Raw genomic sequence first — 12,245 nt, forward strand, 5'->3', positions numbered from 1 at the left:
CCCAACGACCTTGCGACATCCGGCGATAGCACACTGTGCACCACAAGTGTGCCTCATGTGACCCGTGTTGCGCCAGTGCACAGTGTTATCGATCGTGAATCGCTGCGACCACGTCGTCGTTGAACTCCGACCACAGGGGCTTGGCCCAGGCCCCGAAGTCGCGGTCGGTGAGCACCACGCAGGCGGCATCGATCGTGGGATCGACCCACAGGAACGTCCCGGACTGTCCGAAGTGGCCGAACGTCGCGGGCGAGTTCGACGTCCCGGTCCAGTGCGGCGACTTCTCGGCCCGGATCTCCATCCCGAGACCCCAGTCGTTGGGCCGATGCCTCCCGTACCCGGGCACGAAGCCGTCGAGGCCCGGGAACTGCACCGATGTCGCCTCGGAGACGGTCGACGTGGCGAGCAGTCGGGGTGCGAGGAGTTCGGCGGCGAACACGGCGAGGTCGTCGACCGACGACTCCGCACCGTGTCCGGCCGGCCCGCTCAGCGCCGTCGCTCCCAACCCGAGCGGGGCACACACCGCCTCGTGCAGGTAGTCGGCGAACCCGATGCCGGTCGCGGTGGCGACCTCGTCGGCGAGCACGGCGAAGCCCGCGTTGGAGTAGATCCGCTTCTCCCCGACGCCGGCCTCGATCGCCGCGGTGTCGCCGTCCACGGCGTCGAAGGCCAGACCGGAGGCATGCGCGAGGAGGTGGGCGACCGTCGACCCGGGTGGGCCGGCCGGCCGGTCGAGGGTGACGGCCTCCTCCTCGACGGCGACCAGCACCGCGTACGCGCTGAGCAGTTTGGTCACCGACGCGAGGCGGTACGCCCGTCCGGTGTCCCCGTGGCGCGCGACGACCTCGCCGCCGACCACCACCGCGGCCGACACCGAGTCCACCGGCCATCCGTCGAGCTGATCGAGTACGGGCACGCGATCATCGTGTCAGACGGTTCAGCGATCCCCCCGTCGGAGACGGGTTCAGCGGTCCCCCGTCGGAGACGGGTTCAGCGGTCCTCGTCGGTGAAGCGGATGACGCCGCGGATGTTCTTGCCGTCGAGCATGTCCTGGTAACCCTCGTTGATCTGCTCGAGGCGGTACTGCCGGGTGACCATGTCGTCGAGGTTGAGCTTGCCGGTCTTGTACAGCGACAGCAGCATGGGGATGTCGAGCTTGGGGCTCGAGCCGCCGAAGATGGTGCCCTGCAGGTTCTTCTGCAGCAGGGTGAGCATGGCGAGGTTGAGCGTCACGTCGGTCTCCATCATGGAGCCCATGCCGGTGAGCACGCAGGTGCCCGCCTTGGCGGTGATGCCCATCCACAGGTCGACATCGGAGCCGTGCACCTCACCGACGGTGACGATGACCTTCTTGGCCATACCGCCCTCGGTGACCTCGGCGATGGTCATGGCCGCCTCCTCCACGCTCGCGAAGGCGTGGGTGGCGCCGAACTTCATGGCCTGCTCGCGTTTCCACTCGACGGGGTCGATGGCGAACACGTTGCGGGCACCGGCGAGCACCGCGCCCTGCAGGGCGGAGATGCCCACGCCGCCGCACCCGACGATCGCGACGTCCTCGCCCACCTGCACCTTGGCGCTGTGGGTGGCTGATCCGAACCCTGTGGGGACACCGCAGCCGACGAGGCAGGCGACCTCGAAGGGGATCGACGGGTCGATCTTCACCACCGAGGTCTCGTGGACCACCATGTACGGCGAGAACGTCCCGAGCAGTGTCATCGGGTAGACGTTCTCCCCCGCCGCGGTGTGCACGCGGAAGGTGTTGTCGGACACGGCCTCGCCCTGCAGGAGCATCGCGCCGAAGTCGCAGAGGTTGCTGAGCCCCGAGCGACAGGACGGACATTTGCCGCACGAGGGGATGAACGACAGCACCACGTGGTCGCCGACCGCGAAGTCGGTGACACCCTCTCCGACGGCCTCGATGACGCCCGCGCCCTCGTGTCCGCCGAGGACGGGGAACCCGGCCATGGGGATGCCACCGGTCACGAGGTGGTGATCGGAGTGGCACATCCCGGCCGCCTCCATGCGGATGCGCACCTCGCTGGCGCGGGGCTCGCCGATCTCGATCTCCTCGATCGCCCACTTCTCGTTGAAGTTCCTGAGCAGTGCACCTTTGGTCTTCACGAACAACCTCCACATCGTCGCCGGGGTGATGACCCGACGTGTCCTAGTGGTGACACTAGTCACTCCGGGGCAAAAATGGAACGTGTTCTATTTCCGCATCGGCGAGTCGTCGCGGCGGGCCGGGACCGGTCGCCGGTGACACCCGTCGTGGCACGCCGGTAGTGTCGCGATCGATCTCGTCGCGGGCCGAGTCTGGAGTGGATGATGGCGCCCCTGATCGAGCGATTCCCCTCGCATTGCCCGCTCGGCCACCGTCTGGGCGGCCGCCGGATGCTGGTCGGCTGGGACAACCGGAGTGATCCACCGCAACGCATCTGGATCTGCGGTCGCTGCGACATCGTCATGCACAGCACGGATTACCCGTGGCCGTCGGCCGACTGACTTGTGCGCGGTCACAGCGTCGACGACACCGATATGGAAAGCTCCGGTAACGATGGGTGACACCGTCCCACCACCCCGGGTGTCCGGCATGCGGACCTGTGACGAAACCGCGATGAACAGGGCATAGTTGTCGGCGTGCACACGGACCCGGAGACGCCGCGCGGCCGTGCGGCGAGCACCGATCCGCCGCCTCCCGTCGTTTCCCCGCGCCTTCCGTCAGCCCCGCCTCGGGAACCGGACAGGCGCGCCGATGCGGCGGTCGACGAGTCGCGGCAACGCCGGATGCACTCCATCGCCGAACTCGACAGCGATCCACGCACCGAGGTCGTCGCCGGGCGGGGTCGCGGTTCGGCCACCGCGAGACTGATGCGTCGGTTCGACGCCCGCTCGGCCGCGGTTCTGCTCAGCACCAGCGGATCACTCCCCCTGCCGGTCCTGGCCTTCCTGCAGCCGGCCTTCATCCGTGAGGGCGGGCTGCCCTGGCTCGTGACCGTCTGGCTGTTCACGCTGCTGGTCTTCAGCACGACGCTGGTCGTGGGACGCCTGGGCGACCGACTGTTCGCCGCCTTCGGCTTCATCGGGATGGTCGGGATCGCGGTGGCCGCCTACGTGGTCACCGAGCCCGCCGCGTCGGGGGTCATCATCACCCTGCTCGCGGCGATACCGGCGATCGCGGCGATGTCGTCCTCACGCCGCGTGGTCGTGTCGTTCTCGATGTTCGCCGTCGCGCTCGCCATCGGTCTGGCGTTCATCGACGTCACCTCGGTCGTCGGCGTCATCGTGCGGTGCGGTGCCGGTGTGGCCAACGTGATGGTCCCGGTCTTCATCGTCGCGGCGCTGCGCAACTCGCTCGAGGTGACGATGCAGCGGTACGCCGTCCTCGGCGACACCGACCCGCTGACGGGTCTGCTCAACCGGCGCGGATTCCTCGCCCGCAGCGGCGATCTGCTGACGACCGTCGCGACCGCAGGTGACCAGGTCGGGTTCTTGCTCATCGACGTCGACCACTTCAAGGCGATCAACGACCGCCTCGGACACGCCGTCGGCGACACCGTCCTCGTCGACACCGTCGCCGCGATCACTGCCTCCGCACCCCGCAGCAGTCTCATCGGGCGGTTCGGCGGCGAGGAGTTCGTCGTCCTGTGCGGCACCACCGGTCAGGCCGCATTGTCGGCCACGGCCGAGCGGATCCGCGAGGCGGTCGCCGCGGGGTCGACGGTCACGGTGAGCATCGGTGCCGTGGCGGCGCCGCTGTCGAGCACGCGATCGGGTCGCCCGAACATCTCGCATGTGATCGATCACCTCACCCACCTCGCCGACCGGTGGGTCTACGTGGCCAAGAGCGCGGGACGGGACCGCGTGGTGTGCCTGTCGTCGTCACCGATCCACTTCGTGGACGGCGACGCCGTCGGCTCCGCGGCCCCCGCCCGCCGGATGGCGTGAGGGATCAGGCTGCGTGACGGCTCCGGTCCATCGCGTCGATCCGCTCCGCGCCGCCGAGCAGGGCGTCGGGACCCAGCAGACCCGCGGTGTCGTGACGCATCTGGGCGTACACGGTCGGGTCGGCGTTGCGGGCCAGTGTCGTGGCGTCCCACCACATCAGACTCGTCCGGTAGCGGTCGTCGGGGTACGGCGACGCGGGGACGGTCCGGTCGACGCGGCCACCCGACGACGACCACCGACGCAGGACGTGCTCGGCTGCGGTGGCCATGAGGTACCGCACGCCCATCGCCGAGACGACGGGCAGGGCCACGCGGGCGAGCAGCGACGACACCGCCGACGGATCGTCGGCGAGCGGGTTGACCCAAGCGGTCTTCAGCTCGACGACGCCGGCGTCGAGGCGCCGGTCGATCGCATCGATCAGCGCGTCGCGGCCGTCGCACCCGGCCCATTCCTGCACCGCGTGGGTCTGGTCCACCGAGACGTAGGCGCCCTGCACCCGCAGTCCACCGAGCAGGACGTCGTGGTCGTCGGTCACCGCGAAGAACACGCTCGTCGAGGTCCCGTCGGCGACGGCGTCGTAATCGAGTGCGGCAGAGACCCGATGTGCCCGGTAGACCGCGCGGGCTCCGTCGAGATAGCGGATCCACAGGTCCGGTGCGGCATCGGGCGTGGCCATGGTGAGTCGACACCCGCTCGACGGGTCGGTCATCGTCGTCAGTCCGACCCCGGGAAGTCGGTCGGTCAGACGGGATGAGGACTGCACAGCTGTTGCGAGGGACATCGCACACCTTTCTGCAACGTGAGAACTCCGAGCTCGGGACGCGGAGACGACGTCGACAGAAAGACCATTCTTCAATGTCGAATAATGCACAGAATTCATCGGAATACATACGCCATACGCGTTGGTGAATGCCCCCCGACAACCCCTGTACGACTGTCGATGATGATTCTCGACATCGCCCCCGAGAAACCATTAAACACGCTTTCGGAAAAGAGGGATCGACATGTCCGATCATTCATCGACGAGTTCTTCGCGCCCGACGTCGGATCTCGCATCGGTGGAGATCCTCGACCCCTCCGACGATCGCGACCGTCTCCGCATCGCCGCCCTCCGAGACGATTCCGCCGTACAGGTGACCGACACCCTCGCGGCGCAACGGATCTCGTTGAGCGAGGTGGTCCCCGCCCCTGACGACCATCACCTGCGCGACTCGCGGTGGGTCTTCTATCCGTGGCGGTCGACTCTCGTACACCTGTTGGGGCCCAGCGGGTTCCGGCGCCTGCGGCTCGATCGGAACCAGAACAAGATCACCCTCGCCGAGGACGCCGTCCTGCGCTCGCGCCGGGTCGGTGTGGTGGGTCTGAGCGTCGGACACTGTGTCGCCCACACCATCGCGATCGAGGGACTCGCAGGCACGCTGCGGCTCGCCGATTTCGACGAGATCGACCTGTCCAATCTCAACCGTGTCCCGGCCACCGTCTTCGACATCGGCGTCAACAAGGCGGTGGTGGCTGCGCGACGCATCGCCGAGATCGACCCCTATCTGACCGTCGAGATCATGCCGGTCGGCATCGACGAGACGACCGCAGCGCACTTTCTCGACGGCCTCGATCTCGTCGCCGAGGAATGCGATTCCTTCGACGCCAAGGTGCTCATCCGCGACCGGGCACGCGCCGCCGGGATACCCGTGATCATGGAGACCAGCGACGGCGGGGTGCTCGACGTGGAGCGGTTCGACCTGTCGCCGGACCGCCCGCTGTTCCACGGACTGCTCGGCGACATCGATGCGGCCGGCCTGACCGGCCTGACCGCGGGCGAGAAGGTGCCGCTGGCGCTGGCCCTGCTCGACCCCACCCGTGTCACCTCGCGGATGGCCGCCTCGGCCCTCGAGGTCGGGGCGACGCTGGCGACCTGGCCGCAACTCGGCGGCGACGTCGCGCTCGGTGGCGCATCGTGCGCGGCCGCGGTGCGTCGCCTCGGGTTGGGCCTTCCCCTACCGTCGGGACGGGTGCGCATCGACATCGAGGCCGCGCTCGATCGCGTGCACGACCCCCTCGACGACCTCCCGACCACACCGCCCCCGACACCCCCCACGCCCGAGACCCCGGACCTCGCCGCGATCTTCGACCGACTGCCCGACGACGAGGCCGTCGCGTTCGCCGCGTCGCGCGCGCCGTCGGCCCACAACGGGCAGCCCTGGTCGATCGGGATCGACGGCGACGGGATCGACGCACGCATCCGGGAGACCGCACCGCCGCGCACCACCGACCTCGCACGCAGGATGAGCGCGGTGGCCCTCGGTGCGCTCGCCCACAACATGGAGGTCGCGGCCTCTGCGCGAGGTCGGCTGGGACACACGACGATCCACGACGACGGGATGCGTGTGCGCCACGAGATGGGCACCGGCGCCGACGACCGCGCCCACGACATCGGTCTCGTACTGCGCCGCGCCACATCTCGACTCCCCGGTGACGGCTCGCCGCTGCACCCCGCCGAGATCGAGGCGCTCACCGCGGCCGACGCGCGTGTGCACCTGCTGACCGACCGGGCGCAACTCGAGACGTGTTCGGCACTGCTGGGCGACGGCGCGCGGATCCGACACCTCACGCCGGCCCTGCACGCCGAGATGACCGAGGCGCGGCGACGACCGGGATCGGCCGATCCCGACACCGGTGTCGACATCGAGTCCCTCGGTGTGCCGGTCGCGGCGCGCGGGATGCTCGACCTCGTCTCCCGACCGGACGCGATGGCCCACCTCGAGGCCTGGGGCGCCGGATCGGTGCTCGGCGCGCCCACCGCGGGTGCGGCACGCTCGTCCTCCGGCCTCGTCGCGATCAGCGTCGACGACTGGGGCCGGGAGAGTTTCGTCCGCGGCGGGATGGCGACCGAGGCGGTGTGGCTGTGCGCCACGGCACTGGGGCTCGCGGTGTCACCCGCGGTCCCCCCGTCGCTCTATGCCGCGAACGACGATGAGCGACGGCAGATCTCACTCGCCCACGCCCGCGCGCTGGGAGTGATCGACCGAGGGGTGCGCCAGTCGTTCGGACTCGACGACAACGCTGCGGTGGCGGTGATCCTGCGGGTGTTCCGCAACCCGACGCCCGTGCCGGTCAGTCGGCGAAGGCCACCCCTGGCGTGAGGTGTTCGTCGCGACAGCCGCGACGGGCGGCACGGGTCAGTAGGCGCCGTCGCGCGAGACGACGGCCTTCGCGGTGCGCCACAGGATGAGGATGTCCTGCATGATCGACCAGTTCTCCACGTAGGAGAGGTCCAGACGCACCGACTCCTCCCACGAGAGGTCTGAGCGACCCGAGACCTGCCACAGTCCGGTGATGCCGGGACGCACGAGCATCCGGCGCGTCACGACGTGGTCGTAGGTCTCGACCTCTTCGCGGAGCGGCGGACGCGGTCCGACGAGGCTCATGGAGCCGCCCATCACGTTGAACAACTGTGGCAGTTCGTCGAGGCTGTACTTGCGCAGGAACTTGCCGACCCGGGTGACGCGGGGATCGTCGGCCATCTTGAACAGGACGCCGTTGCCCTGACTCTGGCCTGCCAACATCTGACGCTGCGCATCGGCGCCGACGACCATGGACCGGAACTTCCACATCGGGAACGGCTCGTTGCCCAGTCCGACGCGTTCGCCGCGGTAGAAGACGGGCCCCGGCGAGCTCAGCTTGATGGCGATCGCGCAGGCGAGCATCACCGGCGAGAGCAGGATCAGCAGGACCGCGGTGGCACTGCGGTCGAAGGCCGACTTGAGGAAACGGTTCGCACCCTCGTAGGCGGGCTTGTCGATGTGCAGCAGCGGGAGTCCTGCGACGGGCCGCACCATCATGCGCGGGCCGGCGACGTCGGTGACACCGGGCGACACGAGCATCTCGACGTCCATGTCGTCGAGATCCCACGACAGTTCCCGCATCGCGGAGTGCCCGAGGACCTCGGCGGAGGTGACCGCGACGGTGGTGGCACCCGACAGGGCGACCGCGCTGCGGGCGTCGGAGAAGTCCCCGAACACCGGGATCAGCCGTCCGCACGACTCGATGATCTCGGGATCGGTCGGCTTCTCGACCGGCACGCACAGCCCGACGACCTCGAACCCCAGCTCCGGACTGGCCTCGAGTCGGTCGATCAGCGGTCGGGCGGAACGCACGCCGCCCATGATGAGCACGCGTTCGAGGTACTTGCGGGATCGACGCATGCTGACGAGGTAGCGCCGCATGCTCCAGCGGCTCAGCAGCAGCAGTGCCGTGCCGAGCGGGAACGCGATGGCGAGGAAGCCGCGCGCGACGCTCAGGGCCATCAGCTGATCGACGATCGCGAACACGCCGAACGTGGTCACCGAGGAGGTGAGCACCCGGCTGTACTCGTTGGGGCCGCTCCCCAGCACACGACGGTCCGAGCTCTGGGTGATGCGCAGCATCCCGAACCACCACACGACGATCGCGCCCGCGACGAAGATGGCGGGCCAGCTGAAGCGACCGAGGGTGTGGGTCAGGTGATATCCGAAACGCACGATGAGAGCGGTCGCGACGGCCACGGTGATGACGACGAGGTCGACGATGCGGGCGCGGGCGGCGTACTTGTACATCCAGTGCTGGGAACGCGGCTGGACGAAGCGGGCGTCGGTCGCGGGGACGGTGGAGCGTGCGTGCGGGCGGAAGGGCAGCGAGGTCACGACACTCCTCTCCTGTCGAGCACCGGCGTGCCGGTGTCCGACCTACTCCGATGGCGACGAACTGGTTTGACAGCCTAACTGGTTTCCCCGCGCGGTGAGCGTGCTTGTACGGGGTCTTGACGGCTACATCTCATTCTGCGGGACCGGCGTTACGTACAGACGTCCATCAGGGGCGCCGCCAGGTGAACTGGACCCACCGATCGGGGAGGTCAGCTCCGCTGCTCGGCGGCGGCGCGCGCCATCGCGACGAGCAGATCGCGCACCCGCGGGGTGGGCACATCGCGCAGCCGTGGCGATGAGTTGATCAGACCGAAGACCGCGTGCGCCCTGGTCCGCGCCTCGTCTCGGGGCACCTCGAGGTGCTCCACGAGGACGTCGGCCCAGATGTCGACGTACTCACGCTGCAGGCGGCGCACGAGGTGCCGTGCGTCGGTGTCGAGCGAGGACAGATCGCGGAACTGGACCTCGATGAGATCGGGTTCGGACACCGCGAAATCGACGTGCCGGTCGATCAGGGCTCCCAGGACCTCCGCCGCCCCGGGCGCGGCGCGCGCGGCCCGTCCGCCGTCGAGCAGCCGACGCGACACGTCGATCAGCAGCTGCGCGAGCAGGTCGTGTTTGCCGTCGAAATGCCGATACATGGCCGGCCCGCTGATACCGACCTCGGCGCCGATGTCCTCCAACCGAACGGCCGCGTACCCGCGGCGAGCCATGAGATGGGCTGCGGCGCGCAGGATCTCGGCACGGCGTGCCGCCTTGGCGACATCACGTGCGGTGGGCTCGGATCGGCCGTTCCCGACTACCGCCGACACAGCGGTTCAGCAGTCCTGCTCGGAGGTCGCGCCGGCGAACCGCGACTGCAACCACGGCAGCGCGTTGTCGAGGTCGATGTCGCCGTGCCCCTTGCCCGCCTGCTCACTGATGGTGAGGCGGTCGCCGAGCGCGCAGGCCTTCGCGACCGCGGCCTTCGTCCAGGCCTTGTCGATGTAGGTGTCGGCATCGCCGTAGAGCACGTACATCGGTGCACTGATGGCCTTGCGTGGCAACGCGTACGACCTCAGGAGGTCGGTGAGACGGGCGGCCGCCTCATCGGTGCGGGGGGCGAGGTCGAACGGCCCGAGCGCGTCGGCGGCGGCGTTGCGTCGACTGACCAGCGGGCCCGCGCACGCCGAGAGCACGTCCCAGTTCGTGACCGCGCTGCCGCTGCGGTAGTCGTCGCGGACGATGTCGGGGTGTGACCGCGCGGCCGCCTCGACGATCCATTGCAGGGCCGGGGCCTGATCACGGGTGAGGGTGCCGGCGCGGGCCTTCGCGACGAGTCCCACGACATCGGCGGCGGGGACGCCGGCGACGACGCCGACGAGATCGAGTTCGGGAGCGTAGGTGCGCGCGTCCTCGTCGGCGGCCCAGATCGCGCCACCGCCCTGCGAGGATCCGAAACCTCCCCACCGCGGGGAGATGTCGTCGAACACCGAGCGCAGTGCACGCACCGAGTCGATGACGTTGCGGCCCGCCGTGTCCGAGTCCAGGTACGGGTGGACCCCTGCCGCGCCCAGTCCCTGGTAGTCGGCGATCGCGACGGCGTACTTGGCGCCCAGGAGTCCCTGCGCGAGGCCGATCAGCCCGTGCAGGTCGCTCGACGACGACGGTCCGCACTCGGTGTTGATGCCGAGCGTCCCGTGCGCGACCGCCACGACGGGCCAGCCGCCCGCGGGCGCCTCACCACCCGGTTTGAAGACGGTGCCGCTCACGCGGGTGCGCTTGCCGGACGAGTCGGTGGACACGTACTGGACCACCGAGCCCTTCACCTTCCCGAGCTTCATCAACAGCGGGAGGTCGTCCATCGGCTTCGCCGAGAGCACCGAACCGGGGGTGTCACCGCCGCGGGCGGGGTTGTCGGTGCCGTCGGGGGTCGACAGCCCCACGACGAGCACGACCACCACGGCCACGACGAGCACCAGGATGATCGCGATGCTCCATGTGACCGGTCGGGTGAGCCCTGCGGGCCTCTTCACACCGGGTCCACGGTTACCGAGCCACGACCCGGCCTGCGCAGGGTCGCGAACTGGCACCGGACCACGGTGGTGTCGCCGTCGCGGAACTCATCGGTCATCGGTAGTCCGAACTGCGGTCGCCATGCGTCCAGCATCTCACCCGACAGCGGGTGCGCGCCGGTCTGCGGTGACCAGAAGTACTCGGTGGGCACCAGATCGTCGACGGGCTGCCGTCCGTCGACCATCGGACCGGTGGGCGTCGATCCGGCCCGGTCCATGGCGGTCACCACGGCGGTCGGCGAGGCGAAGCAGCGGTCCATCCAGCAGGTGACCGCTCCCCCGGTGAACTCCTGCCGGATCTGTTGCGTACCGCGCGGTGACGACTGGCGATACCACGGGGTGACCGGGCCGCCGATCGGGAACTGGGCACGCGAGGACGCCCCCAGCACACGCTGGTACACGACGTCGTCGTTGAGATCGCCGGCGATGAGGCTCTTGAGTGAGGTGTAGAGGGGCTTGGCCGAGAAGTCGACGCGCATGATGCCGAAGGTGTCCTCGCGGTCGGAGGAGTCGTCTTTGCGGTCACGCAGTTCCTGGACCAGGATCGGGCCCGCGAACGACAGCTGCGACCACTCGCGGATCGACTCGGTGATGATCGCCGCCTGCGTCGCGGCGTCGGAGATCGGTGTGCCCGAGGTCGGAAAGCCCACCTCGGTGGCCCAGATCTTCTTGTCGCCGTCGCCGTGTGCCTGCATGACCGAGTACATCCCGGCCACCATCCGCATCGCCCCGTCCGGGTCGAGGGGGTCGGTGGAGTACGAGGTCGGATAGGAGTACGGATGCACCGACAGCGCGTCCATGTACCGCCCCGCCCCGGCGGCGTACATCTTCTCGACGAACGTCCGGCCGTTCATCGTCGTGGAGGTGTCGACGGCGGTGGCGACCGAGCCGCCGAGGACGGTGATCCGTGGGTCCGCCGCCTTGATCTGCCGGTAAGCCGCCTTGAGCATCGACGTGTAGAACACCGGGTCGGGCCCCGGACGGAAGAAGTACCCGCCGTTGGGTTCGTTCCAGATCTCGAGCGTGGACACCCGACCCGAGTAGTGCTCGGCCACGTCGCCGGCGAATCGGCCGAATGCGGTGGCCGAGGCCGGGCGACGGGTGAACTGCGAGGATCCACCGGTCTGCCAGCGCGGGGTGTAGTCGATCACGCCGACGACGTCGATCCCGTGTGCTCTCGCGGCGTCGACGACCCGGTCGACCGGCGCCCAGTTGAAGACACCCTCCACGGGTTCGACGAAAGGCCAGGCGATGTCCAGACGCAGACTGCGGACCCCGAGGTCGTTCATCGCCGACAGGGACCGTTCGAGAACGGTGTCATCCTCGACGATCAGCATGCTGCCGCCGTTCACGCCGATGGGCACCAGTTCCGGTGCCGCGGCCACAGGTGTGGGACGGGTCGACTCGGTCGAGGTGGTGGTGTCGCCGGCGGGATCGGTACCGCACGCGGTGGTGAGCACGATCAACGCGACGAGGACAGCGACCATCGCCGACGGAGCGCCCCGGCCGTGACGTCGTCTAAGTGGACGTTGATGGTCGTTAATAAATTGACTCTAGCGAAACCCCG

General features: G+C 69.0%; 10 protein-coding genes. 3 read left to right on the forward strand and 7 right to left on the reverse strand.

The window, feature by feature from the left end; genetic code table 11:
* Nucleotides 1-85 precede the first annotated feature (85 nt).
* Both OG579_RS04840 and OG579_RS04845 read right to left on the reverse strand, forming a co-directional pair.
* Nucleotides 86-916, reverse strand: coding sequence for a serine hydrolase domain-containing protein (locus tag OG579_RS04840; RefSeq protein WP_328858282.1), 831 nt, complete (start codon nucleotides 914-916; stop codon nucleotides 86-88).
* Between the two features lie 74 nt (nucleotides 917-990).
* Nucleotides 991-2,121 (reverse strand): NDMA-dependent alcohol dehydrogenase, encoded by a 1,131-nt coding sequence (locus OG579_RS04845; RefSeq protein ID WP_328858283.1) that lies wholly within the window; start codon nucleotides 2,119-2,121, stop codon nucleotides 991-993.
* A gap of 201 nt (nucleotides 2,122-2,322) precedes the next feature.
* On the opposite strand from OG579_RS04845, the gene OG579_RS04850 reads away from it, so the two are divergent.
* Complete coding sequence (locus OG579_RS04850; protein WP_045823154.1) at nucleotides 2,323-2,502, forward strand: hypothetical protein; 180 nt, start codon at nucleotides 2,323-2,325, stop codon at nucleotides 2,500-2,502.
* Nucleotides 2,503-2,637: 135 nt separating this feature from the next.
* Complete coding sequence (locus OG579_RS04855; protein WP_328858284.1) at nucleotides 2,638-3,945, forward strand: GGDEF domain-containing protein; 1,308 nt, start codon at nucleotides 2,638-2,640, stop codon at nucleotides 3,943-3,945.
* 4 nt (nucleotides 3,946-3,949) lie between these two features.
* On the opposite strand, the gene OG579_RS04860 is transcribed toward OG579_RS04855, so the two are convergent.
* On the reverse strand, nucleotides 3,950-4,726 hold the full coding sequence (locus OG579_RS04860; protein ID WP_328858285.1) for a hypothetical protein: 777 nt from the start codon (nucleotides 4,724-4,726) through the stop codon (nucleotides 3,950-3,952).
* A 223-nt stretch (nucleotides 4,727-4,949) separates the two neighbouring features.
* Here OG579_RS04860 and OG579_RS04865 point away from each other — a divergent pair, with 223 nt between their 5' ends.
* Complete coding sequence (locus OG579_RS04865) at nucleotides 4,950-7,085, forward strand: Rv1355c family protein (RefSeq protein WP_328858286.1); 2,136 nt, start codon at nucleotides 4,950-4,952, stop codon at nucleotides 7,083-7,085.
* 36 nt (nucleotides 7,086-7,121) lie between these two features.
* Here OG579_RS04865 and OG579_RS04870 read toward each other — a convergent pair whose 3' ends face one another.
* The 4 genes from OG579_RS04870 to OG579_RS04885 form a co-directional block, all read right to left on the reverse strand.
* Nucleotides 7,122-8,624 carry a sugar transferase gene (locus OG579_RS04870; protein ID WP_328858287.1) on the reverse strand — a complete coding sequence of 501 codons (1,503 nt, stop codon included), beginning with the start codon at nucleotides 8,622-8,624 and terminating at the stop codon, nucleotides 7,122-7,124.
* Between the two features lie 209 nt (nucleotides 8,625-8,833).
* Nucleotides 8,834-9,436, reverse strand: coding sequence for a TetR/AcrR family transcriptional regulator (locus OG579_RS04875; RefSeq protein ID WP_045823156.1), 603 nt, complete (start codon nucleotides 9,434-9,436; stop codon nucleotides 8,834-8,836).
* A 6-nt stretch (nucleotides 9,437-9,442) separates the two neighbouring features.
* Nucleotides 9,443-10,639 (reverse strand): lipase family protein, encoded by a 1,197-nt coding sequence (locus OG579_RS04880; RefSeq protein ID WP_328858288.1) that lies wholly within the window; start codon nucleotides 10,637-10,639, stop codon nucleotides 9,443-9,445.
* Nucleotides 10,636-12,165, reverse strand: a complete 1,530-nt coding sequence (locus OG579_RS04885; protein WP_328858289.1) for a GH39 family glycosyl hydrolase — start codon at nucleotides 12,163-12,165, stop codon at nucleotides 10,636-10,638. The genes OG579_RS04880 and OG579_RS04885 overlap by 4 nt, the downstream gene beginning before the upstream one ends.
* Between the last annotated feature and the right edge of the window lie 80 nt (nucleotides 12,166-12,245).

Source organism: Williamsia herbipolensis (assembly GCF_036153515.1).
In the GTDB taxonomy this organism is placed as follows: domain Bacteria; phylum Actinomycetota; class Actinomycetes; order Mycobacteriales; family Mycobacteriaceae; genus Williamsia_A; species Williamsia_A herbipolensis.

Excerpts from the sequence above, each read along its gene's own strand:
- OG579_RS04850 (WP_045823154.1), top strand. The coding sequence starts at position 2,323 with ATGATGGCGCCCCTGATCGAGCGATTCCCCTCGCATTGCCCGCTCGGC.
- OG579_RS04860 (WP_328858285.1), bottom strand. The coding sequence starts at position 4,726 with ATGTCCCTCGCAACAGCTGTGCAGTCCTCATCCCGTCTGACCGACCGA.
- OG579_RS04865 (WP_328858286.1), top strand. The coding sequence starts at position 4,950 with ATGTCCGATCATTCATCGACGAGTTCTTCGCGCCCGACGTCGGATCTC.
- OG579_RS04885 (WP_328858289.1), bottom strand. The coding sequence starts at position 12,165 with ATGGTCGCTGTCCTCGTCGCGTTGATCGTGCTCACCACCGCGTGCGGT.